The sequence below is a fragment of the Photorhabdus viridis genome, from assembly GCF_040256935.1.
In the GTDB taxonomy this organism is placed as follows: Bacteria; Pseudomonadota; Gammaproteobacteria; order Enterobacterales; family Enterobacteriaceae; genus Photorhabdus; species Photorhabdus viridis.
The window spans coordinates 160,897-185,201 of record NZ_JBEJZY010000001.1; the positions used below are offsets into that span (position 1 = coordinate 160,897).

General features: G+C 44.6%; 24 protein-coding genes and 3 pseudogenes. 10 read left to right on the forward strand and 17 right to left on the reverse strand.

Translation table 11 applies throughout. The features are described 5' to 3' along the window. Positions 1-463: 463 nt before the first annotated feature. Positions 464-1,939 carry a glucose-6-phosphate dehydrogenase gene (gene zwf, locus ABR397_RS00780; protein WP_350304039.1) on the reverse strand — a complete coding sequence of 492 codons (1,476 nt, stop codon included), beginning with the start codon at positions 1,937-1,939 and terminating at the stop codon, positions 464-466. A 346-nt stretch (positions 1,940-2,285) separates the two neighbouring features. On the opposite strand from zwf, the gene ABR397_RS00785 reads away from it, so the two are divergent. Then, entirely contained in the window at positions 2,286-3,146 is an 861-nt protein-coding gene (locus ABR397_RS00785) for a MurR/RpiR family transcriptional regulator (RefSeq protein WP_350304040.1), read from the forward strand. 769 nt (positions 3,147-3,915) lie between these two features. After that, entirely contained in the window at positions 3,916-5,358 is a 1,443-nt protein-coding gene (gene pyk, locus ABR397_RS00790) for a pyruvate kinase (protein WP_350304041.1), read from the forward strand. 396 nt (positions 5,359-5,754) lie between these two features. On the opposite strand, the gene lpxM is transcribed toward pyk, so the two are convergent. The 3 genes from lpxM to znuA form a co-directional block, all read right to left on the reverse strand. Further along, entirely contained in the window at positions 5,755-6,723 is a 969-nt protein-coding gene (gene lpxM, locus ABR397_RS00795; protein ID WP_350304042.1) for a lauroyl-Kdo(2)-lipid IV(A) myristoyltransferase, read from the reverse strand. 152 nt (positions 6,724-6,875) lie between these two features. After that, the gene (gene mepM / locus ABR397_RS00800) at positions 6,876-8,183 is read right to left on the reverse strand and encodes a murein DD-endopeptidase MepM (protein ID WP_350304043.1); all 1,308 of its coding nucleotides are present in this window, start codon (positions 8,181-8,183) and stop codon (positions 6,876-6,878) included. A gap of 20 nt (positions 8,184-8,203) precedes the next feature. After that, complete coding sequence (gene znuA / locus ABR397_RS00805) at positions 8,204-9,151, reverse strand: zinc ABC transporter substrate-binding protein ZnuA (protein ID WP_350304044.1); 948 nt, start codon at positions 9,149-9,151, stop codon at positions 8,204-8,206. Between the two features lie 76 nt (positions 9,152-9,227). Here znuA and znuC point away from each other — a divergent pair, with 76 nt between their 5' ends. Together znuC and znuB are read left to right on the forward strand one after the other, a co-directional pair. Beyond that, positions 9,228-9,983, forward strand: coding sequence for a zinc ABC transporter ATP-binding protein ZnuC (gene znuC, locus ABR397_RS00810; protein ID WP_350304045.1), 756 nt, complete (start codon positions 9,228-9,230; stop codon positions 9,981-9,983). Further along, positions 9,983-10,768, forward strand: coding sequence for a zinc ABC transporter permease subunit ZnuB (gene znuB, locus ABR397_RS00815; protein WP_350304046.1), 786 nt, complete (start codon positions 9,983-9,985; stop codon positions 10,766-10,768). Before znuC ends, znuB begins: the two co-directional genes overlap by 1 nt. Before the next feature lie 102 nt (positions 10,769-10,870). Here znuB and ruvB read toward each other — a convergent pair whose 3' ends face one another. From ruvB to aspS, 6 genes are all read right to left on the reverse strand, one after another. Next, complete coding sequence (gene ruvB, locus ABR397_RS00820; RefSeq protein WP_350304047.1) at positions 10,871-11,872, reverse strand: Holliday junction branch migration DNA helicase RuvB; 1,002 nt, start codon at positions 11,870-11,872, stop codon at positions 10,871-10,873. A gap of 15 nt (positions 11,873-11,887) precedes the next feature. Next, positions 11,888-12,505 carry a Holliday junction branch migration protein RuvA gene (gene ruvA / locus ABR397_RS00825; protein WP_021326558.1) on the reverse strand — a complete coding sequence of 206 codons (618 nt, stop codon included), beginning with the start codon at positions 12,503-12,505 and terminating at the stop codon, positions 11,888-11,890. A 96-nt stretch (positions 12,506-12,601) separates the two neighbouring features. Beyond that, positions 12,602-13,123 (reverse strand): crossover junction endodeoxyribonuclease RuvC, encoded by a 522-nt coding sequence (gene ruvC / locus ABR397_RS00830; RefSeq protein ID WP_021326557.1) that lies wholly within the window; start codon positions 13,121-13,123, stop codon positions 12,602-12,604. A 110-nt stretch (positions 13,124-13,233) separates the two neighbouring features. Further along, on the reverse strand, positions 13,234-13,977 hold the full coding sequence (locus ABR397_RS00835; protein WP_133813152.1) for a YebC/PmpR family DNA-binding transcriptional regulator: 744 nt from the start codon (positions 13,975-13,977) through the stop codon (positions 13,234-13,236). Between the two features lie 28 nt (positions 13,978-14,005). Then, positions 14,006-14,443 (reverse strand): dihydroneopterin triphosphate diphosphatase, encoded by a 438-nt coding sequence (gene nudB / locus ABR397_RS00840; protein ID WP_350304048.1) that lies wholly within the window; start codon positions 14,441-14,443, stop codon positions 14,006-14,008. Further along, entirely contained in the window at positions 14,443-16,215 is a 1,773-nt protein-coding gene (gene aspS, locus ABR397_RS00845) for an aspartate--tRNA ligase (protein WP_350304049.1), read from the reverse strand. Before aspS ends, nudB begins: the two co-directional genes overlap by 1 nt. A 232-nt stretch (positions 16,216-16,447) precedes the next feature. Between aspS and ABR397_RS00850 the strand changes: the two genes are divergently transcribed. The 3 genes from ABR397_RS00850 (at position 16,448) to cmoB (ending at position 18,705) form a co-directional block, all read left to right on the forward strand. Continuing rightward, positions 16,448-16,846 carry an MAPEG family protein gene (locus tag ABR397_RS00850; protein ID WP_350304050.1) on the forward strand — a complete coding sequence of 133 codons (399 nt, stop codon included), beginning with the start codon at positions 16,448-16,450 and terminating at the stop codon, positions 16,844-16,846. Between the two features lie 132 nt (positions 16,847-16,978). Beyond that, positions 16,979-17,737, forward strand: a complete 759-nt coding sequence (gene cmoA, locus ABR397_RS00855) for a carboxy-S-adenosyl-L-methionine synthase CmoA (RefSeq protein WP_350304051.1) — start codon at positions 16,979-16,981, stop codon at positions 17,735-17,737. Next, entirely contained in the window at positions 17,734-18,705 is a 972-nt protein-coding gene (gene cmoB / locus ABR397_RS00860; RefSeq protein WP_350304052.1) for a tRNA 5-methoxyuridine(34)/uridine 5-oxyacetic acid(34) synthase CmoB, read from the forward strand. The genes cmoA and cmoB overlap by 4 nt, the downstream gene beginning before the upstream one ends. A 52-nt stretch (positions 18,706-18,757) precedes the next feature. Here the strand turns inward: cmoB and cutC are convergent, their stop codons facing one another. Next, complete coding sequence (gene cutC / locus ABR397_RS00865) at positions 18,758-19,504, reverse strand: copper homeostasis protein CutC (RefSeq protein WP_350304053.1); 747 nt, start codon at positions 19,502-19,504, stop codon at positions 18,758-18,760. A 228-nt stretch (positions 19,505-19,732) separates the two neighbouring features. Between cutC and ABR397_RS00870 the strand changes: the two genes are divergently transcribed. Further along, complete coding sequence (locus ABR397_RS00870) at positions 19,733-20,068, forward strand: toxin (protein ID WP_350304066.1); 336 nt, start codon at positions 19,733-19,735, stop codon at positions 20,066-20,068. After that, positions 20,069-20,383, forward strand: a complete 315-nt coding sequence (locus tag ABR397_RS00875) for a helix-turn-helix domain-containing protein (protein WP_350304054.1) — start codon at positions 20,069-20,071, stop codon at positions 20,381-20,383. A 15-nt stretch (positions 20,384-20,398) separates the two neighbouring features. Here the strand turns inward: ABR397_RS00875 and ABR397_RS00880 are convergent, their stop codons facing one another. Continuing rightward, positions 20,399-20,962 carry a VOC family protein gene (locus ABR397_RS00880; RefSeq protein WP_350304055.1) on the reverse strand — a complete coding sequence of 188 codons (564 nt, stop codon included), beginning with the start codon at positions 20,960-20,962 and terminating at the stop codon, positions 20,399-20,401. 82 nt (positions 20,963-21,044) lie between these two features. Further along, a pseudogene (locus ABR397_RS00885) lies at positions 21,045-21,140 on the reverse strand (type II toxin-antitoxin system RelE/ParE family toxin); the annotation flags it as partial. A 25-nt stretch (positions 21,141-21,165) separates the two neighbouring features. On the opposite strand from ABR397_RS00885, the pseudogene ABR397_RS00890 reads away from it, so the two are divergent. After that, a pseudogene (locus ABR397_RS00890) lies at positions 21,166-21,312 on the forward strand (LecA/PA-IL family lectin); the annotation flags it as partial. A gap of 384 nt (positions 21,313-21,696) precedes the next feature. Here the strand turns inward: ABR397_RS00890 and ABR397_RS00895 are convergent. The 4 genes and pseudogenes from ABR397_RS00895 to ABR397_RS00910 all read right to left on the reverse strand — a co-directional run. Then, the gene (locus ABR397_RS00895; protein ID WP_350304056.1) at positions 21,697-22,275 is read right to left on the reverse strand and encodes a YceI family protein; all 579 of its coding nucleotides are present in this window, start codon (positions 22,273-22,275) and stop codon (positions 21,697-21,699) included. A gap of 24 nt (positions 22,276-22,299) precedes the next feature. Continuing rightward, on the reverse strand, positions 22,300-22,854 hold the full coding sequence (locus tag ABR397_RS00900; protein ID WP_350304057.1) for a cytochrome b: 555 nt from the start codon (positions 22,852-22,854) through the stop codon (positions 22,300-22,302). Positions 22,855-23,330: 476 nt separating this feature from the next. After that, the gene (locus ABR397_RS00905) at positions 23,331-24,095 is read right to left on the reverse strand and encodes a DUF4123 domain-containing protein (protein WP_350304058.1); all 765 of its coding nucleotides are present in this window, start codon (positions 24,093-24,095) and stop codon (positions 23,331-23,333) included. Beyond that, positions 24,092-24,305: pseudogene (locus ABR397_RS00910) on the reverse strand (type VI secretion system tip protein VgrG); the annotation flags it as partial. The gene ABR397_RS00905 and the pseudogene ABR397_RS00910, both read right to left, overlap by 4 nt.

Below are 24,305 nucleotides of genomic sequence, written 5' to 3' on the forward strand. Positions count from 1 at the left end.
CAGCAAAAACACTGAACTCATCAGCAAATGAGATGAGAAATAAATAACCTAACGTTTTGACGAAATAGAAACACCGGTTGAAAACCGGTCAACAGGAGTAAGACGCTATAATGCACCGCACCAGTAGTGCTCACTGGATAAAATGGCAGAAAGGAAAAGCATGTGGGTGGATCTTTGAAACCGGACGCTTTTGGCGCTGTTCATGATATCTCATTCTTTCATCGCACTGATATTCCGCGCGATATACTAAGAATCCTCATAGTTATAGTGTTAGTTAGCCTATTACTTCTATCATATAGAATAATAGAAAGCAACTGCTCAATTTTATTCTCTTCTTGACTGAAAACACAAATGAGCGAAAAAAACCGGGATATCCGATATCTTGATGACACCAACCCAAGCCGCTCATAACACAGCCTGGGCCTCAATATAAGGACTCTTACAATCCCACGCTCATTACCCGTTATTCAAACTCATTCCACGAACGGCCATCACGGGTGATCATGGCAACAGAAGCAACCGGCCCCCATGTTCCCGCCTGATAAGGCTTAGGCGCATCATTATCCGCAGCCCATGCATTCATAATCGAATCAACCCACTTCCAGGCCTCTTCTACCTCATCACGACGGACAAACAGCGCCTGAATACCGCGCATGGCTTCCAGCAACAACCTCTCATAAGCATCCGCCAGCGGAATATGGTTGAACGTTTCAGAGAAACTCAGATCCAGCTTGGTTGTTTGCAAACGATGTTTATGCTCAAGTCCCGGAGCTTTATTCAGCACTTCAATATCAATACCTTCATCCGGTTGCAGGCGAATCGTCAGTTTGTTCTGCGGCAGTTGCTGATAGGATTCAGAGAACAGGTTCAACGCTGGTTTTTTGAAATAAACCACCACTTCAGAACATTTGGTTGGCAAACGTTTACCGGTTCTCAGATAGAAAGGAACCCCAGCCCAGCGCCAATCATCAATATCGACCCGGATAGAGACAAAAGTTTCTGTCCTGCTGGATTGGTTCGCACCCTCTTCCTCCAGATAACCCGGCACCTTATTTCCCTGAACAAAACCGGCAGTATATTGACCACGTACCGTTTTCTCCCGCACGTTGGTGTGATCAATACGGCGCAAGGAACGCAATACTTTCACTTTTTCATCACGGATATGGTCCGTTGTCAGATCTGCCGGAGGAGACATGGCAATCATCGTCAGGATTTGCAACAGGTGATTCTGAATCATATCGCGCATCTGCCCGGCTTGATCAAAATAACCCCAACGGCCTTCAATACCAACTTCTTCCGCTACCGTAATTTGCACATGATCAATAGTCCGGTTATCCCAATTATTCACAAACAATGAATTAGCAAAACGCAGCGCCAGCAAATTCAATACAGTTTCTTTACCCAGATAATGGTCAATACGATAGACCTGACATTCATTAAAATACTTGGCAACTTCATCATTGATGGCCTTGGATGATTCAAGATCGGTACCTAAAGGCTTTTCCATGACAACCCGGTTTGGCTCTTTATTCAGCCCCGCCAGCCCCAATCCGTGGCAAACAGAACCAAAAGTACTCGGCGGCATGGCAAAATAGTGGATTGCAGGCCGGTTATCTTGCTTAAGAATTTTTTTCAGTCTGGTGAAATCTTCCTTTTGGTTAACATCCAGATTGCAGAAATTCAGACGCGCGCTCAATGCGTTCCATAATTCTGGATTCAGTTTTTCCGGCAAGAATGTATTCAGAGCTTCTTCAACAACCTGGGTATAAGCTTTTTTATCCCAATCCGCCCGGCCAACACCGATAATCCGGGTTTCTGGGTGGATATAACCCGCTTTTTCAAGCTGATAAAGGGAAGGTAATAATTTCCGGCGAGCCAAATCCCCTTTAGCGCCAAAAATAACTAAATCACAAGCCTGAGCCGTAGAAGTAACCGCCATATGTATCTCCTCATTGCGGGATATTGTAATTTTGTTACAGCCTTTACCGATAATGTACCCTTTTGGCTATATCGCGTAAACAGCTATAACAAATAACCCTCGCCTTCATGTCAGCAACATGTACCACCATGGCTAAAACAGTGATAATTTTATGTAATTTTCCAACTTTTATGAAATATAATTACCAATATGAAAGTTAGACACTTGTCATACTTTTATGAAAAATATTGGATTATTGTAACTTCCTGCTGCCAGCTTCAATATATTACTAGTAATATATTTTCATAAAACTTATATAGATTTCTCCTTTGAATGAAATCGCTAAAACCACAGGTCACTGCGTTTTATGAATACACTGGAACGAGTCCAAAACAGTATTGAATACTTGAGCAAGTCAGAAAAAAAAGTGGCGCAGATAATCCTGGCTTCACCACAAATTGCTATTCATTCCAGTATCGCAACGCTGGCAAAAATGGCAGAAGTCAGTGAACCCACTGTAAACCGTTTTTGCCGTCGTCTGGATACCAAAGGTTTCCCTGATTTCAAACTCCATCTGGCCCAAAGCCTTGCCAATGGCACACCTTACGTAAACCGTAATGTTGAAGAGAGCGATACGGTCAGTACCTATACCAATAAGATCTTTGAATCAGTCATGGCGACGCTGGATACGGTAAAAAACAATTTGGATATCGCAGCCGTTAACCGGGCTGTCGATTTACTGACTCAGGCGCGGAAAATTTCATTTTTTGGCTTAGGGGCTTCTGCTGCCGTCGCTCATGATGCGATGAATAAATTCTTCCGGTTCAACATTCCGGTTATCTATTTTGACGATATCGTGATGCAAAGAATGAGCTGTATTAACAGTGCCGAAGGTGACGTGGTCGTGCTGATATCCCATACCGGCAGAACCAAAAGCCTGGTTGAAGCGGCACAGCTTGCACGTGAGAACGAAGCGACAGTCATCGCCATTACCTCTCATGATTCCCCTCTCGCCCGCGAAGCAACCCTGGCGATACTTCTAGATGTACCGGAAGATACGGATATTTACATGCCAATGGTATCAAGAATTGCTCAATTAACCATCATAGATGTTCTGGCTACCGGATTTACCCTGCGCCGTGGCGCAAAGTTCAGAGATAACTTGAAAAGAGTTAAAGAAGCACTACGAAATTCACGTTTTGATAAAATTGACTTTCCCCCGATCTAAAAGCCCTATAGCTGTTGGGCTGACTCTCAACGCATTCAGTTTTCGATTACATAGCCAGTAGCTGCTTATTGTTCATTACGTGTTTGTAAATAAGTCGTTGCCCTGCTGGCTTATCCAACTTTATCGTTCATTTTGGTCATTACGACAACTCTAGAAACAATCAGGGCTCAAGAGCTACAGATTCAGACAATTACAAATTCAACACCAGCACTAATGGCGCCCATTCTCATGCGGTATCAATAGGATCACATAACCATACAATTTCAGGTAATACGGGAGACACAGGTGCCAATGCAGCGATTTCAATTACGAATTCATATATCAAATTGATGGGATGGTATCGAAAAGCATAAAGACCCTGCATCTCCCTGACCGTTGACAAACCTCACGTAAATAGCTGTCTCTTGAACACAAGCCTAACTTAAGAGACAGCTCATATAGTGGAATTTATCTTTCACCATTGAAAATACCGCCTACCGTTTTTCAATACCAAAACCCGCCAGAACCATTAGATTATTGATAAACCGGGAACAAATCATGATAGGATAGAAACGCGACAATAAATATCCGTCATAAAAGGGTTAGCTGATTCGCCGGGGCATAGTGATTGTGCTGACCGTTCCCCCTGTAGTTCCCCTGCAGAGACAACGGTCAGCACAGGCACTACAGCGAAAAGTATCGGTATAAACTGATACAAGGTCACAACAAGCCCTACGATAGTCGCTTGCGACTTTGCGGTGGGCATACTAACAGGTCAACGGAGTAATGCATGTCTAGACGGCTCAGAAGAACTAAGATTGTTACTACACTTGGTCCGGCTACCGACCGCGATAATAACCTTGAAAAGATTATTACTGCGGGTGCAAACGTAGTCCGCCTCAACTTTTCCCACGGCACCGCAAACGATCATATCCAGCGTGCCAATAAAGTCCGCGAGATCGCCGCCCGCCTGGGGTGCCATGTCGCTATCCTTGGCGATCTTCAGGGACCTAAAATCCGCGTATCAACGTTTAAAGAGGGCAAAATTTTCCTGAATATCGGAGATAAATTTCTGCTTGATGCCAACCTTGGCAAAGGCGAAGGCGATAAGGAGAAAGTCGGTATTGATTACAAAGGCTTACCCGCTGATGTTGTCCCGGGCGATATTCTGCTGCTGGATGATGGCCGTGTTCAACTGAAAGTATTAGAAGTTCAGGGAATGAAAGTCTTCACGGAAGTGACAGTGGGTGGCCCGCTATCCAATAATAAGGGTATCAACAAACTGGGCGGCGGTTTATCCGCTGAAGCCCTGACCGAAAAAGATAAAGAAGACATTATCACCGCCGCCAGAATCGGTGTTGACTATCTGGCTGTCTCTTTTCCCCGCACCGGTGAAGATCTCAATTACGCCCGCCGTCTGGCGCGGGATGCCGGTTGCGAAACGCAGATCGTAGCGAAAGTTGAACGTGCAGAAGCCGTTAGCAGTGATGAAATCATTGATGAAATCATTCTGGCTTCCGATGTTGTGATGGTTGCCCGTGGTGACCTCGGCGTAGAAATCGGTGATCCGGAACTGGTTGGTGTGCAGAAAAAACTGATCCGCCGCGCCCGCCAGCTGAATCGTGTAGTGATTACCGCGACACAGATGATGGAATCCATGATCACTAACCCAATGCCTACCCGTGCAGAAGTTATGGATGTAGCAAACGCGGTTCTTGACGGTACTGACGCGGTGATGCTCTCCGCTGAAACCGCAGCGGGCCAATACCCTGCCGAAACCGTTGCCGCGATGGCGCGGGTCTGTCTGGGCGCGGAAAAAATGCCAGGGCTCAGTGTATCCAAACATCGGCTAGACACGACTTTCGACAGTACTGAAGAAGCAATTGCCATGTCCACCATGTACGCAGCAAACCATCTGAACGGTGTTAAAGCGATTATCGCAATGACCGAATCAGGCCGCACTACACGAATCATGTCCCGCATCAGTTCTGGTCTGCCCATTTTCTCTATGTCCCGCCATGAGAAAACCCTGAACCAAACAGCCCTTTACCGTGGCGTTACACCGGTTTATTGCAGCAGTCATACTGACGGCATCACAGCAGCCAATGAAGCCGTTAACCGCCTGAGAGACAAAGGTTATCTGGTTTCCGGTGACCTTGTTCTGGTGACTCAAGGCGACCAGATGGGAACTATTGGCAGTACCAACACTTGTCGTATTCTTGAAGTGGAATAAAAGCTCATTACATTTTAGCGTCGGCTTTCGGGGAGGAGACAGGTTAAATCGGGAAGACTGGCGCGCTTTGCTTATCCAACACAACCGACGGTAAAAAAATTTTTACCGTCTCAGATTGTTGACAAGATGCTGTTTTTTATCCGTATCAAATGTACCCTCTGATAGATATTCATATTCCCCAGGAACTGAATTAACGATTTCTATATTAATGAGGCTGATAAATATTTCATATGACTCTGATTATTTATATTGACGAGTCCTTTACTTCAAAAAGAGAATTTCAAGTTGCAACGCGGCGGCAAGTGAACGCATCCCCGGGAGCATAGATAACTATGTGGCCGGAGCGAGCGCAGCCAACAAAGAGGCAACTTGAAAGATAACGGGTATATATTAAAATCACAGATCTTCCCTATTATACGGCTCAATATCCCCTTCTTTGCGGGTCTTAAGCAATTTAAGGATCCAAGTGTATTGCTCAGGATTTGGCCGCACTAATTGTTCCAACTCTTCATTCATCCGGCGAGCAATAAAAACATCATCTTTGCCTTCAATATCATCCATTGGAGGGCGAATATAAATATCAAGCTGATGAGTACGGTAATTATAAACCGGAAACAACGGCACAATCGCCGCACGGCAAATCTTCATCAGCCTCCCAATGGCCGGTAATGTCGCTTTATAAGTCGCGAAGAAATCGACAAATTCACTGTGTTCCTCGCCATGATCTTGATCAGGAAGGTAATATCCCCAGTAACCCTGGCGAACTGTAGCAATAAAAGGTTTAATGCCGGCATCACGGGAATGTAAGCGACCACCAAAACGACCCCGGACTTTATTCCACAGATAATCTGCTACAGGGTTCTTCTGATGATGAAACATCGCTGCTGCTTTCTGTCCATTGGCTGTCAATAATATCGCCGGAATATCCACAGCCCAGCCATGAGGAACCATGAAAATAATGTTTTTCCCCTGCGCTTTCAGTTGGCGGGTAATCTCTTCACCATGCCAATGCGTCCGGCTTAACGCTGATTTTGTACCACGTAAACAAATCTCAGCCAGCATAACAAAAGGTTGAGGCGCAGTAGAAAACATCTCATCAATCAACGCCTCACGCTGCTGCTCTGTCAGTTCCGGCATGCAGTAGCACAGATTGATCCTCGCTCTGCGGCGCGCCCCTTTCGCAAGCCTGCCGGCCAGCCACCCTATTTTAGCCAACAAAGGATCACGCATTTTAACCGGGAAGTAAGTCAGCCCAGCCAATACACCCACTCCCAGCCACAATCCCCAGTAGCGAGGATGCAGGTAGGATTTATGAAATGTCGGCACATAACCCACTTTACTGTCTGTATCTGTCTCTTTATGCATGAGCTAACTCTTTAGAACAAAACGATGATCTGCCATTTTAGTACAGAGATTTATATCAGTGGATATCAACCCATCTTTTTCTGGCATAGACAAAACAACGGCGGATGATATCAATCATCCACCTTAAAGTCTGTCATTAATGTTCAATTAAGCTAATCCAGCAAAAGTTGAGGTGTTACCTCTTTTACCGTTGCCAGGAATTCTGTGCGATCTTTACCACTCAGACCACCAGAACGCGGTAATTTCGCCGTTAATGGGTTTACCGCCTGCTGATTGATCCAGAATTCATAGTGCAAATGAGGCCCCGTAGAACGACCGGTACTGCCGGACAACGCGATACGATCACCACGTTTTACCTTCTGCCCTGGTTTCACCAACAGTTTTCTCAGGTGCATATAACGGGTGGTATATTGGCGGCCATGACGAACAGCGATAAAATTCCCCGCCGCCCCATTATATTTGGAGACAATAACCTCACCGTCCCCTACCGCCAAAACCGGGGTTCCCACCGGCATGGCAAAATCCACCCCTTTGTGCGGTGCAACACGCCCTGTTACCGGGTTCACACGCCGGGGATTAAAATGAGAAGATACACGGAATTGTTTGGTTGTTGGAAAACGTAGAAAGCCGCGCTCAAGACCGGAACCTTCACGATCATAAAAACGCCCATCTTCCGCACGGATAGCATAATAATCTTTACCGCCACTGTTTAGGCGAACACCCAGTAATTGACTCTGTTCACTGTGACCATCCAGCATTTCACGGGAAAGCAATACAGAAAAGCGATCACCTTTATGTAATTTGCGTAAATCAATTTGCCATTGCAGCGCCTTGGTGACTTCACGCGCTTCACTGCTGGTTAAACCCGCATTTAAAGCACTGCTGGTAAAGTTACTATCAACCACACCGGTAATCGCGCTGTTTTTCCACTCTCCCTTCTGAAATGATTTCGTTTCTTTAAAGACATCGCCTTCACGGGTATAAATACGGCTTTCACGACGGGAAACACCCCAGGTCAAACTTTGCAGATCACCCGCTTCATTTACCGTCCATGATAATGGCTGACCAATGTTCAGCCCCCTTAACACTTTGTGCTGACTCGCCAGTAACGCCACGTCGGAAGCATCAATACCAAATTGCGTCAAAATGCTACTGAGGGTATCACCGTCAGAGACAATATACTCATGCACAGTTTGAGCCGTCGTTTCCGAATTCGTCTCTTCATCGGGAATGCCCTCATCCGGTAATTGTTCACTGCTATCCGCAATAATCTCATCAGTATTTGCCGGGGCATTGATAGCAATACTGCCGGTGCTTATTTCTTCCTGTTCATGATGATAAGCAATTGGCTGCCACATCGTGACAACCAATGTCGCCAAAGTCAGCGAACCCAGCATAATCTTATGCGGCCGCGGTAACTCCCTATACACCAGAACGATAGTTTTAACTATCTGCTGCACTAATCGAATTCCTTATTACTTTAATTCAGGCAACTCGCGTATTGTTCCGACAACTGAGTTATAAATTTCATATAGCTGTCCTTATCCAATACGATGCGGCCTCCTAACGGGTCTAAAGTGCCCATACGCACTCCCGTATTCTTCGCTACCGCATTAATAACGGCCGGCCTGAATTGCGGCTCAGCAAAAATGCAGGTTGCTTTTTGCTCAACCAACTGTGTTCGTATGTGATGTAACTTTTGCGCGCCGGGCTGTATTTCAGGGTTAATGGTAAAATGCCCTAACGGAGTCAAGCCATAATGCTGTTCGAAATAGCCATAGGCATCGTGAAAAACAAAATACCCTTTACCGCGCGCCAGCTTAAGAATATTAGCAATATTTTTGTCAGTTTGCGCAAGATGAACGTTGAATTTACGTAGGTTTACGTCCAGTGCCGCTTTTTTCTGCGGATAACGCGCTAATAATTGGTCATGGATCCCCTGAGCAGCCTGTTTCGCTATTTCTGGCGACAACCAAATGTGCATATTATATTCACCATGAGAATGATGTTCCTGCTCCTCTTCATGGTTATGATGATTTGATTCCTGTAAATCTTCATCATTCTTTAGCAATAGTGATTTAATCGCCGGCAATTGCGCTAATACCAGCTGCTTATCTTGTGGCACTTTGGTTAACGGTTTAGACAAAAAGATTTCCATATCAGGGCCAACCCATACAAATAAATCTGCCTGATTAATCTTCTTAAGATCAGACGGTTTTAATGCATAATCATGTGGTGAAGCGCCATCAGGCAATAATACCTGCGTATCAGTGACACCCTCCGTTATTGCGGCCGCAATAAAACCCAACGGACGAATTGATGTCACAACATCAGCATTAGCCGATTGTATTGTCCCTGACATAAAAACAGTGGCAATTGCGGCTTTGCAGAAAAATTTCTGCGCCAGTTTATATGATTTGTGCAACATAATGTAAATATCTCGTGAATAGAAACAATAATTGTTATATTATAACATCTCAATGTTCACGCAAGATATATTTAGCATGTCGACACTTATCACTTTAAAAAATGTTGCAGTTACCTTCGGCAACCGTCAGGTATTAAACAATATTTCTCTTAGCTTGCAACAAGGGAATATCCTGACGTTGCTGGGTCCCAATGGTGCTGGTAAGTCAACATTAGTCCGTATTGTTTTGGGGCTTATCGAACCGTCATCCGGTACGATTGAGCATACCGATGGACTGAAAATCGGCTATGTTCCACAAAAGTTGCATCTTGATCCTACCCTGCCATTGACAGTCAAACGCTTTATGATGCTGAAACCCGGTGTAAAATCCGCCGATATATTGCCGACGCTTGAACGGGTTAACGCGGCTCACCTCTTGCAGCAACCGATGCAAAAATTATCCGGCGGAGAAAACCAACGGGTTTTATTAGCCAGAGCGCTATTAAATCAACCCCAATTATTGGTGCTTGATGAACCGACACAAGGAGTTGATGTTAATGGTCAGTTAGCGCTCTATGATTTAATTAATCAAATTAGAACCGAATTGCATTGTGCTGTACTGATGGTCTCCCACGATTTACATCTGGTGATGGCGAAAACAGACGAAGTTTTATGTCTTAATCAACATATTTGCTGTTCTGGTACACCGGAAGTTGTTTCAACTCACCCTGAATTTATCGCGATGTTTGGTCATCATGGTGCCGAACAATTGGCAGTATATCGGCATCAGCATAATCACCATCATGATCTGAAAGGGAAAATTATCTTGAAAAATAACAGGGAATGCCATTGATGATTGAATTATTACTCCCCGGTTGGTTAGCCGGCATATTATTGGCGATGGCTGCCGGGCCATTAGGATCATTTGTTGTCTGGCGTAGAATGTCTTATTTTGGCGATACTCTGGCTCATGCGTCATTATTAGGTGTTGCTTTCGGATTATTACTGAATATCAGCCCTTTTTACGCGGTTATCGCGGTCACTTTAATATTGGCAATCATGCTGGTCTGGCTGGAGAAACGTCCGCAACTGGCCATTGATACGTTATTGGGGATTATGGCTCACAGCGCATTATCATTAGGTTTGGTGGTTGTCAGTTTAATGTCCAATGTGCGGGTTGATTTAATGGCTTATCTGTTTGGTGACTTACTATCAGTTACTTATGAAGATATCTGGTTGATTGCAATCGGTGTCGCTATTGTCACCACACTGCTGTTCTGGCAATGGAACGCCCTGCTTTCTATGACAGCCAGCCAAGAAATGGCTTTTGTAGATGGCATTAAAACACAGCGGTTGAGAGTACTGTTAATGCTGGTCACAGCCTTGACAATTGGCTTGGCAATGAAGTTTGTCGGCGCTCTGATTATCACCTCTCTACTGATTATTCCCGCGGCCACGGCTCGCCGTTTTGCCCGTACACCGGAGCAAATGGCCGGTATTGCTATTGTAGTTGGTATGCTCGCTGTCACCGGCGGATTAGCTTTTTCCGCCTTTTACGACACACCGGCCGGGCCTTCTGTTGTTCTGTGCGCTGCGGTGCTATTTATTACCAGCCTGCTCAGTAAGGCAAGAAGCTGATCCACTGAGTTGCTACACTCAATTACCAATGAGGAAAACACGGGATAAGGTTCCCTTGAAGGAGCCCCATCCCGATTAGCTCAGGCTGTAAACTGATTGCGCCTAATCTCTGACCATACCAAAATGGCGATAAGCATGATCGGTGGCGATTCGTCCACGGGAAGTCCGTTGAATAAAACCCTGCTGGATCAGGAATGGCTCCAGCACATCTTCAATCGTTTCCCTCTCCTCACCAATGGCAGCCGCAAGGTTATCCACCCCCACAGGCCCGCCCATAAATTTATCAATGATGGCAATCAATAACTTACGATCCAGATAATCAAAACCGGCAGAATCCACACTCAGCATATCCAGCGCTCTGGCAGCAATATCACCATCAATCGCGCCATTCCCTTTCACTTGAGCAAAATCACGCACCCGACGCAGTAAACGGTTGGTAATACGCGGTGTTCCACGGGAACGCATAGCAATCTGCCGCGCGCCATCATCAGTAATATCCACCCCCATATAACGGGCACTGCGGGAGACAATACTTTGTAAATCATCCACGTTATAAAATTCAAGGCGCTGCACAATACCGAAACGATCACGCAGTGGAGAAGTCAAAGAACCTGCACGCGTGGTAGCGCCAATCAGGGTAAAAGGCGGCAAATCAATTTTGATCGAACGGGCTGCCGGCCCCTCACCAATCATAATATCCAGCTGATAGTCTTCCATTGCCGGATAGAGAATTTCTTCCACCACCGGAGATAAACGGTGAATTTCATCGATAAATAAGACATCGTGCGGCTCAAGATTTGTCAGCATTGCCGCTAAATCCCCCGCCTTTTCCAAGACCGGGCCAGACGTTGTGCGAAGATTTACCCCCATTTCATTGGCAACAATATTCGCCAGGGTTGTTTTCCCCAACCCAGGCGGGCCAAAAATCAGCAGATGATCAAGAGCATCACCACGCTGTCTGGCAGCCTGAATAAAAATCTCCATCTGCTCACAGACCTGCGGCTGCCCGACATATTCAGACAACAGTTTGGGTCTGATTGCACGGTCAATAGCTTCATCATCTTGCAAAACTTCCGCGGAAACCAGACGGTCAGCTTCAATCATGGTATACCCCTGTGATTAAAGAGCGGCGCGAAGTGCTTCGCGGATAAGTGTTTCACAATCAGCCCCCGGTTTAGCGACTTTACTGACCATTCGACTGGCCTCCTGCGGCTTATAACCCAGAGAGACTAACGCAGCGGCGGCTTCCGCTTCAATATCCGCATCAGAAGTTGTCTGTTTGGCGGTTGCCGGCAAATTAATATCACTGCTCTGATTGAACAGATCGCCATTAAGCCCTTTAAAGCGATCTTTCATTTCAACCACCAGCCGTTCGGCGGTTTTTTTACCCACACCGGGTAATTTAACCAAAGAAGCAATCGCCTCTTTCTCAATCGCAGAAACAAATTGTTGCGCAGACATACCCGAAAGAATAGCCAGCGCCAGTTTAGGGCCGACGCCATTCACTTTAATCAGTTCACGGAACAGCGCCCGCTCCTGTTTATCATTAAAACCATAAAGTAATTGCGCATCTTCACGCACCACAAAGTGAGTAAACAGAACAGTTTCCTGTCCGGTATCAGGCAATTCATAAAAACAGGTCATTGGCATATGAACTTCATAACCCACGCCATTCGTTTCCAGCAAAACCAATGGTGGTTGTTTTTCCAGCACAATTCCTCTGAGACGCCCTATCACTTGTTTACCCCCTGCAAATAAAACTGATGTTCTAAATAAAACTGATTATTCTGCTAATGCTTATAACATAAAAAAAGCTGGATGCATATCCAGCCGTTATTTTAAACGTCCACGCGCCAGAATTAATCTGGGATCACCGACACGCAAAAGATTCTGATTAAAGTGGCAATGAGTTATCGCAATTGCCAACGCATCTGCCGCATCAGCTTGCGGATTAGCAGACAATTTCAGCATAGAACGCACCATATGCTGAACCTGACTTTTTTCAGCGGCCCCGGTGCCGACAACTGTCTGTTTAACCTGCCGGGCGGCATATTCAAAAACCGGTACAGATTGATTTACCGCAGCCAGAATAGCAACACCACGCGCTTGCCCTAATTTCAGCGCTGAATCCGGGTTTTTTGCCATAAATACCTGCTCAATAGCAAAGGCATCCGGTTGGAATTGCGTAATAATTTCAAGGATACCAGCATAAATGCGCTGTAACCGGTTAGGCAGATCATCAACTTTTGTCCGGATGCAACCACTGCCAAGATAAATCAAATGGCGCCCCTGCTGGCGGATCACGCCATAACCGGTAACACGAGAACCTGGGTCGATACCTAAGATAATCGCCATATCTGTTTATTCGCCTTTACGATCATCTTTAATTAAGGGGGGATAAAAACGTTAGAGAAAGTGCCCTGAACCCCAGTGCACTTTCTCTACGCTGTACAACCCGATTGAAATTACAACAAAGCGGCAACTTCATCAGAGATTTCACCGTTATGGTAAACCTCTTGTACGTCGTCTGAATCTTCCAGCATATCGATCAGACGGAGTAACTTAGGTGCGGTTTCCGCATCCAATTCAGCTTTAGTTGAAGGGATCATCGAAACTTCTGCTGATTCAGCAACGAAACCGGCAGCATCCAACGCGTCTTTTACCTCACCAAACGTTTCTGGTGTGGTGTAAACATCAATAGCGCCATCATCATAGGTTTCCACATCATCAGCCCCTGCTTCCAGCGCCGCTTCCATAACCGCGTCTTCATCCAATCCCGGCGCATAAGAGATCACGCCTTTCTTGGTGAACAAATAAGCAACAGAGCCATCCGTACCCAGATTACCGCCGGTTTTCGTGAAAGCATGGCGAACATCAGAAACCGTACGGTTACGGTTATCACTGAGACACTCAACCATCACCGCGGTCCCCCCCGGACCATAACCTTCATAAATAATGGTTTCCATGTTGTCAGCGTCATCGTTGCCAACACCACGGGCGATAGCCCGGTTCAAGGTATCACGGGTCATGTTGTTGGACAGCGCTTTATCAACCGCCGCCCGCAGACGTGGGTTAGCTGCCGGATCACCACCACCCAGACGGGCAGCCGTTACCAGTTCCCGAATAATTTTGGTGAAAACTTTACCGCGTTTCGCATCCTGTGCGGCTTTGCGGTGCTTGGTATTGGCCCATTTACTATGACCTGCCATAACGTTCTCCGATAAAGCATCTAATTGCTTAATTAATCACAAATTCTTCAATTGCCTGCCGATTGCTCCATGACTTGGTGAGCTTTGCCGCTTTATCCGCATCCAGCCACTGATAAGCCTGGTGTTCAGTCAACAGGAATTCTCGCTCTTCAGGCAATGCCAGACAGAACCAGTACTCTTTATTACGGGTTACTCCCGGAGCATAACGATGACGCAAGTGGGTAAAAATCTCATAATAAAGCGAGCGCCGGCAATCTATCAGTTCAAGATTTTCACCGATGATATCAATACCGACTTCTTCTTGCACTTCACGCAATGCTGTCTCGCTCGGCGTCTCGTCCCCATCAAGGCTACCCGTCACAGATTGCCAGAAATCAGGATCGTCCCGCCGCTGTAGCATCAGCACCCGTCCGCTGGAAAACGCATAAATGACAACCAGAACAGATTCAGGGCGCTTATAAGCCATTATTCACTCTCTTTCCGGGCCTCAACCGAGATTGACAGATCTTCAAGTGCGGCCAGATTTGCATAACTTGGCGCCTCGGTCATCAGACAAGCGGCAGCAGTGGTTTTAGGGAACGCGATAACATCACGGATGTTGTCAGTCCCGGTCAGCAACATCACCAGACGGTCAAGACCGAATGCCAAGCCTGCATGGGGCGGAGTCCCAAACTTCAGCGCATCCAGCAAGAAACCAAATTTTTCCTGCTGTTCCTGCTCATTAATCCCCAGAATACGGAACACCGCTTGTTGCATGTCGTTACGGTGAATACGTACTGAACCACCACCCACTTCATAGCCATTAATCACCATATCGTAAGCATTGGCAATGGCCGAAAGTGGATTTTGCGCCAACGTTTCCGCTGACATATCACGCGGTGAAGTAAATGGATGGTGCATAGCACTCAGGCCGCCTTCATCATCATCTTCAAACATTGGGAAATCAATAACCCACAACGGTTGCCAGCTATCCAGTTGCGTCAGGTTCAAATCGCGGCCTAATTTCAGACGAAGTGCTCCCAAGGCATCAGTGACCACTTTTGTACTGCCAGCGCCGAAGAATAGGATATCGCCATCCTGCGCGCCAGTACGGGAAAGTAAACCATCAATCACTTCTGCATTCAGGAACTTAGCCACCGGGCTTTGTACCCCTTCCAGACCAGCGCCACGATTATTGACTTTTATCCACGCCAACCCTTTGGCGCCATAAATCCCAACAAATTTGCCATATTCATCAATTTGTTTACGGCTCAGTTCAGCCCCACCTGGAACACGGATAACCGCTACACGGCCTTTACTGTCATTCGCCGGTTCAGCAAAAACGCTGAACTCCACATTTTTGACCAGATCAGCGACATCGACTAATTCCAGTGGGTTACGCAAATCAGGCTTATCAGAACCGAAACGACGCATGGCTTCAGCAAAAGTCATGACCGGGAACTGCCCGAGATCAACACCTTTAATTTCAAGCCACAATTCACGGATCATTTGTTCCATCATTTCCCTGACCTGCTCGGCAGTCATAAAGGAAGTTTCCACGTCGATCTGAGTAAATTCCGGCTGGCGATCTGCACGCAAATCTTCATCACGGAAGCATTTAACAATCTGATAATAACGATCAAAGCCGGACATCATCAACAATTGCTTAAATAACTGCGGGGACTGAGGCAATGCATAAAATTTGCCTTTATGAACACGGCTCGGCACTAAATAATCACGAGCGCCTTCGGGTGTCGCTTTAGTCAGCATCGGCGTTTCAATATCCAGAAAACTCTCACCATCCATAAAACGGCGGACAAAGCTGGTAATTTTAGCGCGTGTTTTCAGGCGATTTGCCATTTCAGGACGGCGCAGATCAATATAGCGATATTTCAGACGCTGCTCTTCACTGTTCGTCTGGTTGCTATCCAAAGGCAGAGGTTCGGAACGATTGATAATATTCAGGCTTTCCGCAAAAACCTCGATTTCACCGGTAGCCATATCTTTATTGATTTGACTGTCAGGACGCGCGCGTACAGTACCGGTGATTTGAATACAGAACTCATTACGCAGCTCAGAAGCCAGAGAAAACGCTGCTTGCTGATCCGGGTCGAAAAATACCTGAACGATACCTTCACGATCACGCATATCAATAAAAATCAGGCCGCCCAGATCACGACGGCGATTTACCCAACCACAAAGAGTCACTTTCTGGCCTTCATGGGTCAGATTCAACTGCCCACAATAATCAGTACGCATACAATATCCTTTTACAAAGTTCAAAAAAGTCCAGAACTGTCAAAAAAGGCCGCCATTATAATAGAAATTCTGCTCAGAGATAAGGGCAGGCAATATCCTTGATTATACAATTGCCTTGATATCTGATAATCAGCCAATTTATTTTCAATTCCTGTTTTTTATAGCGACAGTTTTATTTTTGAGGTTTATCATAACCTAATTGGCCAATTTCGGTTAGGCAATGGAGTTAAAAATGGTTAGCTCGCTTTATGTTGTGTTGGGCGCACTATTATTGATTAAGCTGTCTTTTGATGTGGTTAGATTAAGAACACAATATCGTGTTTCATATGGAGATGGCGGTTTTTACGAATTACAAACCGCTATCCGTATTCACGGCAATGCTGTGGAATATATTCCCATCTCAATGTTATTACTGGTGATGATGGAGATGAACGGTTCAAATGTCTGGATGATACATGTCTGTGGTTTGATCCTGCTCACCGGCAGGTTGTTACATTATTATGGCCTGCACCACCAAGAGTTCCGCTGGCGGCGCTCCGGCATGGCTGCAACCTATCTCTCCATGATATTAATGATGATTGCCAATATTTACTATCTGCCCTGGGAACAGATATTTTCTCTTTATGTCTAATATTGCCGCCACTGAAATAAACAGGCAGCAAGTTCTGCTGCCTGAAATGATTTATACTGATTACCATTGAGGTCTTTCTCCGAATTTCTGTTAGAATGCCGCCTTCTATTTTTTCTAATAATCAATGCTGTTATGTCAAATCAAGATCCTCACAATCAAAGGGATAGCCTATTTGCCGCCCCCATTGCCAATTTGGGTGACTGGCGTTTCGATGAACGGGTTGCAGAAGTTTTCCCTGATATGATCCAACGCTCTGTGCCAGGTTATTCAAATATCGTTTCCATGATTGGTATGCTGGCCAGTCGTTTCGTGACATCAAACAGTCAGATTTATGACCTGGGTTGTTCCCTTGGCGCATCAACCCTGGCAATACGCCGCAATACTACGGCGGAAAATTGCAAGATCATCGCGGTTGATAATTCTCCCGCTATGGTAGAACGCTGTCGTCGCCATATTGATGCTTTCCGGGCACACACACCCGTTGACGTAATTGAAGCTGATATTCTCGATATTGATATCCAGAATGCCTCAATGGTTGTACTGAATTTCACCTTACAATTTCTCGATCCACAAAATCGGCAAGGTTTGCTTAACCGGATTTATCAGGGATTACGTCCGGGCGGTGTGTTAGTTTTATCAGAGAAATTCAGCTTTGAAGATCAACAGATTGGTGAGTTGCTGTTTAATATGCACCACGATTTTAAGCGTGCTAACGGCTACAGCGAATTGGAGATCAGCCAGAAACGTAGCATGCTTGAAAATGTGATGCTGACTGATTCCGTCGAAACACATAAATCCCGCCTTCATCAGTCTGGTTTTGAACATGTTGAAGTCTGGTTTCAGTGTTTCAATTTCGGTTCATTACTGGCGATAAAAGGAGCCGATAAATGATCGATTTCGGTAATTTTTATCAACTTATCGCCAAGAACAACCTCCAACACTGGCTTCATTGTCTTCCGGCCCAACTGGATGAATGGCAAAAAGCGGCCCTGCATGGCAGTCTTAAATCGTGGGTCAAAACCCTGGAAAACCTGCCCGAAATTTCGCCGACTAAATTAGATCTAAAAAATGGCGTGATCGCAGAACGCGATCCCCCCCTATCCGCCGGTGAAAAAGTCTGTATTACCAATATATTGAGAGTATTTATGCCGTGGCGCAAAGGGCCATTCTCTCTTTATGGTGTGAATATCGACACTGAATGGCGTTCAGATTGGAAATGGGATCGGGTACTGCCTCATGTTTCTCCCTTAGCAGGCCGGACAATTCTTGATGTTGGCTGCGGCAGCGGCTATCACCTGTGGCGGATGGTCGGTGAAGGGGCTAAACTTGCGGTTGGTATCGATCCGACTCAACTTTTTCTCTGCCAGTTTGAAGCTGTCAGAAAGTTGCTTGGCAGTGATCAACGTGCTCATCTTTTACCTCTAGGAATCGAACAATTACCAGTACTGGCCGCTTTTGATACTGTTTTTTCAATGGGTGTCCTCTATCACCGCCGTTCCCCACTCGACCATCTTTGGCAGTTAAAAAACCAACTGGTGTCCGATGGTGAATTAGTGCTGGAAAGTTTGGTTGTTGAAGGTGATGAACACACCTGTCTAATCCCTGGCGAACGCTATGCCCAAATGCGTAATGTTTATTTCATCCCATCAGCGAAAATGCTGAAAGTCTGGCTGGAAAAGTGTGGTTTTGTTGATGTAAGGATTGTCGATCACGCTGTAACTACCACGGAAGAACAACGTCGTACAGACTGGATGAAAACAGAATCGTTATCTGACTTTCTCGATCCTGAAGATAACGGTAAAACCATTGAAGGCTATCCAGCCCCGCTGCGTGCGGTACTGATTGCTCGTAAACCCTGAGTTTGAGAGCTGGCCCAACAGGGCCAGTTTGAAATTTACTTAACAGCAGAGTTTATTCAAACAAGGTCAGACTCAGCATCCCTTTCATAACCTCTACCACACCACCATCAACGCAGTAATGTGAAAACTCATCCGCTTCATTGTCAGAACTCATTGTCACCCCCGCTTTGCGGTAGGTCATGGTGGAAAGCATCACCCGGCTGGCAGAGCTGTGAACTTCCGTTAGCCCTATATCCATAAATTTATGAATATTACTCAGACGAACCCCCGCGCCCGCCATAATAATGGGTCCCTGACTGGCCTGATGAAGCTCTTTTAATAAGGGTAATCCCAATTCAGCATTCTGTTGCTGGCCGGAAGTCAATATTCGCTTAACACCTAGCTGAGTCAGTTGATCCAATGCCATGTTAGGATTAAAACACATATCAAATGCACGGTGAAAAGTGACAGCCATATCGCCGGACAACGCCATCAATTGTTGCATCCGCGGCAAATCGATATGACCTTCTTCATCCAACACACCAAAAACGACGCCCATAAATCCCATATCACGGATCTGAGCGACATCACTTTTCATCACCTCAAAATCGGAATAGTTATAGCAAAAATCACCGCCTCTTGGACGTACAATTGGATGCACAGGAATAGTTAATTGCTCAATAGCCTGCTTCAATGTACCAAAACTCGGTGTTAATCCCCCTTCCGTCGGACTGGCGCACAACTCTATCCGGTCAGCCCCAGCCTGTTGTGCAATTAATGCGCAACCTACGCTAAAACAACAAATTTCTAACTTTGTCATCAGAAGTTCCTTGAACACCCAGTCAATAACGAGCAATTAATGAACCTAAACGATTCAGTAACTCAACTCACTAACTATGACATTTAATTATTCCCAATGATTTGTAGGAAATCACAAGGTCAGAATTTTTATCTGGATCACAAGGATGGAAAAGTTAATTTTGCTGACTAGTACTCACTTTTAACGATGTCACGTATTATACTCAAGTTGGGGACAGATGGATAAATGATGGAAGCCGTTTTTATTGAACTACCACCTTTTGAACGTTATCGTCATAACTACCTGAGTGATGAGGAGCTTCGAACCTTCCAAAATATGCTGCTGAAAAATCCAACAGCAGGGGACGTAATCCAACATACTGGCGGATTACGTAAAGTGCGTTTTACTGATTCCCGAAGGAAAAAGGGAAAACGGAGCGGTATTCGGGTAATTTATTATTGGTGGGTATCTAAATCGCAATTCATGCTTTTCACTATCTATGATAAAGATGAAATGTCAGACTTAACTAAAGAGCAATGCGAATCCTTACGTAAAATGTTAGAAATGAGAAAAAAAGGAGCATAAATGAAGCGTGATCTATTTGCAGAACTCAATGAAGGAATGAAAGCTTGGGAAGAGGCTAACGAAGGCAAACTCACATTGAAAACTCATAAGAGAAGGTTAAAAAATGACATCTCCATCAATCCGGATGAGTTGAAATCCATCCGGAGTAAACTGAATATTTCTCAGGCTGTGTTTGCCCAGTACCTGCATACCGGTGAGACGACATACCAGAACTGGGAACAGGGACGAGCTAAACCGAATAAACAAGCTGTGTTACTGATTAAAATGGTGGATCGCCACCCGCAGGCACTAGAATTTCTTGCCAGGCTCACATAACGATATCACTTTAACTTATGTAGCCAGGCACTCACCTTTAACAATTTCACGCAATGTAAATGGATGAAATTTGACGGTGATCTCACCATCAGTGATAGCTAAGGTAGGATTAGGCAGCCGCTCTTGTTCCCCTTTAGGTTGGCTCTCTTTAACAGAAAAACCTGCCGGCAAAGGTTGCGGTAATAATGCCCTTGCTTTTGCCGACAACATTTCCGGCGCCACCGGCAGCACCAGCTCCACATGTTCCCATCCCTGATGTAAGTAAGTTTTCTTACCAGGATAGGGCAATTCTACACAATCGATTTGCCAATTAAGCACCGCGATTGGGTGTTCTAAATCAAACAAGCAGATTGGACGCCCATTAATGATACTTTCTGACATCAAACTGCCACATTGCAAAAAACCTTTACGCCAGCGCTCCGCTACAGAGATATCGTGACAACGTAAGGAGATATGATCGGCTAGATATTGTTCAACATTCAAATTAAGCTGTTGCCTGAACCGTACCAATTTTTGCTCAAATATTGCCAGATCAGCCACTAAATCCTGTAATTCAACAATAGAAGAAAAATGTGTCATATTAGTCCAGTTAAGATGCAATAGATTGATCCCTTCCCTTGCCAAACAGCCCAAGAGTTTTAAAGGAGTTTACTATACATCTTTACCACCTCTCATTTAAGTCTCTCCAGATTTTCTTCTCTAATTCACTCAGATCGTCCTGTATACCTTTTTTATAAATCAACAGCAATCTGATGTATGAAACGTCCACTTTGTAGTAACAAATAGATGGTGAATTGATACTTCTGTTCTCTGATACACCCGGTGTATATTACGATAACTCTGGAGAATTTAGTGTCGATGTTATAATAGAATCTCGGTATTCTCCTCTTGAGGAAAAAAATAAAAACTATCTGAATGCATATTACTAATATAATAAATACTTGATATAATGCCAAGTGGAAAATTACATTGTTTCACTTGGCAAATGGCATCACAAATTAGCAAGAAAAATTTTCATTTTTTTAATTTGCGAATTAATGAAAATGGGAAAATTTAAATGCGAGGCAGAAAAAAAACACTAACCTATCATAACCATTTCAAATCGCGAATGCAGAGAGATTAAATATTTTATATAACAGACTAATTTAACTCAATAAATGTACTTTTCAGAATGATAGTAAATTGCGTTTAATCGAAATCCATTAACCCGTAAAATAATGCAATAAAAAAAGGATTAATGGGTTGAGCAGCAGCCTGAAACCTGGCATTAGCCAGGTCTTTATTTATTCAGTTTACGTTAAGTAATCAGGATTTTACTTTTCCCGAATGCCTTCAACAGAAATCAGTAAATCCGCTTCCTGTGATTTAGGGCCTAAATCCGCTTTGAAATTAAAGTCTTTCAGGTTGATTTTACTGTAAGCTTCAAAACCTGCTCGGTAACCACCCCACGGGTCTTTACCTTCCCCCATCAATACTGCATCCAACACTACTGGCTTTGTCACACCGTTTAAAGTCAGATCACCGGTAATAGTATATTTATTCCCATCCTTTTTCACTTTAGTTGAAGTGAATTTTGCTTCAGGGTATTTCTCTGTATTAAAGTAATCTTTACTGCGCAGGTGCTTATCACGTTCGGCGTGGTTAGTATCTAAACTGGCTACTTTAATTATTACATCAACTTTATCCGCCGCCGGGTTTTTCTCATCAAAAGTGAAAGAACCATCAAAGTCTTTAAATGAGCCATATAACCAGCTATAACCCAAATGCTGAATGCGGAATTCAATAAAGGCATGCTGACCCGGTATATCAATTTTATAATTGGCTGCTAATGCAGAACTTGCATTCAATAACAGTGCACCCGCAGTCAGGCCAAGTAACGTCTTCTTCAACATATTATTCTCCATAATCATTTTGTATTATTCAGGACGGAAACCCAGCATACGCCTTAGGGTTGCATCACGGTCAATAAAATGGTGCTTTAACGCAGCAACAGCATGTAATAGCGATAAAATCACCACAGTCCAGGCAAGGTAAAGATGAATCATTCCAGCAGTATCTGCCTGTTTCCCCTGACCGGTTAATGTGGCTGGCACAGTAAACCAGTCAAAGACAGAAATTGGCTGCCCATCAGCCGTCGAAATTAAATAACCGCTAATCAGAATGCTAAACAGTAAAATATACAACAGAATATGTACTAAAACAGAGCTGATTCTGGTCAGGCGACTATAACTGGCTAAGGGTTTTGGCGCAGGAGAAACAAAACGCCAGATCACACGCACCACCATCGCTATTAGCAGCATGATTCCTATGCTTTTATGAATTTCAGGCGCTCCGTGATACCACGTATCGTAATACCCTAATGTCACCATCCACAGTCCCAGTGCAAACATGCCATACACGGTCAGTGCAACCAGCCAGTGTAAAAGGACAGATAAATGACCAAATTGGTTGGAGGTATTCTTCCAAAGCATAGTAGTTCCTTTATAGATCAATGCTGGTGAGCTATTCTTTTAGATTTATTAAATCATAAACGATATTAATTTCTTTTTTATTAAAAATTTCAACAAATAATTTGCAAAAGATTTTCAATTTTAATCAACGAGATTCACTCAAAATAAAAAAACATTAAATAACAATGAAATAGAAATTAATCACATTAAGAATAATGCCAAAAAACATATAATATATATTTTTTTGTTATATTGTCTCTGAGATTTTATCTAATGGAAAATCAATTATCTTATTTTTTGTTTATGAGAAATATAATTAACTAAAAAACCAGTAAAGATGATAAAGACAAAATACCATTCTCAATTTAATATTTCACAACAAGAAATTGATCGTATTGCCAACTAACGAAGACTTAACGCATTTCTTGTTGTTTAAAACACAACAATGACAAGCTCAACTCGCAAGATGTTAACCATCATAGGCTATCCAATGATCGTTATTGCTCACAAGCATCTGCTAAGTAATCTGATCCCGTCAGGTTACTCATGCCCTCGCCATTTTCTAAACGCGCTTTCAACCAATGAGTGAGCCGTTCCTGTAATTGTCCGGCAGGTTCATCCAGTTTCTTAACCTGCTTACCGTGGTTTTCCCATAAATCGCTAATGAGCACGAATACCTGTCCTTGCAAGGCGTAATCAGAATGGAACCAAGCCTCAAGTAAATGATGGCCCAAGACAAAGGGCTTTTCACTCCCACTTTGACCACAATTCTCAGGGCGAGAATAAATCTGTGGCTCAGGGGTATCGATCATTAATTCACTCACCGGCGTCAGGAATCCCGACCAGTCACTGATTATCATTGCCGGTAATAACTGACTAAGAATACGCGTATCCATACTGCGCAAAAGCACCTGTTTCTCCTGTAATATCACCTGCTGGCGTGAACGCCAGTGATTAAGCTGTTGGGTCCATAAATCCTCACTGCGGTAAGCCCAGCCCCAACTGCTGTCGCTCAGGGTATGGTTATCAAGTAGATGACCGATGACTGACAGATAGCCTGACCTGGGCTGAACCAGCCAGGGGCTTTGCGCCAGCAGGTGATCCATCGGTGTACCGCTATACAATGGAAAAGCCTGCTCCACCCAGTCGTTTTTATAAAAGAGAGTGACAGGGTTCGGCTTTGCCAGTGAATTGAGCATAAAGAAAACGGGTGGCCTATTAGGCGTGGTCAACCATTGTTGCCAATTGATAGAAATGTTCATGCATCCTCCTGGTTATCAATAATCAAGTTAGCTTCCAGTTGCGCCTGTACAGCACAAAGCGGTTTGGCGGGGAATTTAACACCCGGCAGAGGCGCAACGCCCTCTGGCAATTGCAGAGACAGACCACGTCCGACACCGGCGGAACCTTGCCCGACGGATAAATTTGGGGAGGTCAGAATACCGCCGGGAGTTAACCGGATAAAATGACCG

Coding starts and splice junctions, on each gene's coding strand:
- ABR397_RS00905 (WP_350304058.1), bottom strand. CDS start 24,095: ATGAACATTTCTATCAATTGGCAACAATGGTTGACCACGCCTAATAGG.
- cutC (WP_350304053.1), bottom strand. CDS start 19,504: ATGACAAAGTTAGAAATTTGTTGTTTTAGCGTAGGTTGCGCATTAATT.
- ABR397_RS00850 (WP_350304050.1), top strand. CDS start 16,448: ATGGTTAGCTCGCTTTATGTTGTGTTGGGCGCACTATTATTGATTAAG.
- cmoA (WP_350304051.1), top strand. CDS start 16,979: ATGTCAAATCAAGATCCTCACAATCAAAGGGATAGCCTATTTGCCGCC.
- znuC (WP_350304045.1), top strand. CDS start 9,228: ATGTCGACACTTATCACTTTAAAAAATGTTGCAGTTACCTTCGGCAAC.
- lpxM (WP_350304042.1), bottom strand. CDS start 6,723: ATGCATAAAGAGACAGATACAGACAGTAAAGTGGGTTATGTGCCGACA.
- ABR397_RS00870 (WP_350304066.1), top strand. CDS start 19,733: ATGGAAGCCGTTTTTATTGAACTACCACCTTTTGAACGTTATCGTCAT.
- cmoB (WP_350304052.1), top strand. CDS start 17,734: ATGATCGATTTCGGTAATTTTTATCAACTTATCGCCAAGAACAACCTC.
- ABR397_RS00900 (WP_350304057.1), bottom strand. CDS start 22,854: ATGCTTTGGAAGAATACCTCCAACCAATTTGGTCATTTATCTGTCCTT.
- nudB (WP_350304048.1), bottom strand. CDS start 14,443: ATGGCTTATAAGCGCCCTGAATCTGTTCTGGTTGTCATTTATGCGTTT.
- pyk (WP_350304041.1), top strand. CDS start 3,916: ATGTCTAGACGGCTCAGAAGAACTAAGATTGTTACTACACTTGGTCCG.
- aspS (WP_350304049.1), bottom strand. CDS start 16,215: ATGCGTACTGATTATTGTGGGCAGTTGAATCTGACCCATGAAGGCCAG.
- ABR397_RS00785 (WP_350304040.1), top strand. CDS start 2,286: ATGAATACACTGGAACGAGTCCAAAACAGTATTGAATACTTGAGCAAG.
- zwf (WP_350304039.1), bottom strand. CDS start 1,939: ATGGCGGTTACTTCTACGGCTCAGGCTTGTGATTTAGTTATTTTTGGC.
- znuB (WP_350304046.1), top strand. CDS start 9,983: ATGATTGAATTATTACTCCCCGGTTGGTTAGCCGGCATATTATTGGCG.
- ruvB (WP_350304047.1), bottom strand. CDS start 11,872: ATGATTGAAGCTGACCGTCTGGTTTCCGCGGAAGTTTTGCAAGATGAT.
- ABR397_RS00895 (WP_350304056.1), bottom strand. CDS start 22,275: ATGTTGAAGAAGACGTTACTTGGCCTGACTGCGGGTGCACTGTTATTG.
- ABR397_RS00875 (WP_350304054.1), top strand. CDS start 20,069: ATGAAGCGTGATCTATTTGCAGAACTCAATGAAGGAATGAAAGCTTGG.
- ABR397_RS00835 (WP_133813152.1), bottom strand. CDS start 13,977: ATGGCAGGTCATAGTAAATGGGCCAATACCAAGCACCGCAAAGCCGCA.
- znuA (WP_350304044.1), bottom strand. CDS start 9,151: ATGTTGCACAAATCATATAAACTGGCGCAGAAATTTTTCTGCAAAGCC.
- ruvC (WP_021326557.1), bottom strand. CDS start 13,123: ATGGCGATTATCTTAGGTATCGACCCAGGTTCTCGTGTTACCGGTTAT.
- ABR397_RS00880 (WP_350304055.1), bottom strand. CDS start 20,962: ATGACACATTTTTCTTCTATTGTTGAATTACAGGATTTAGTGGCTGAT.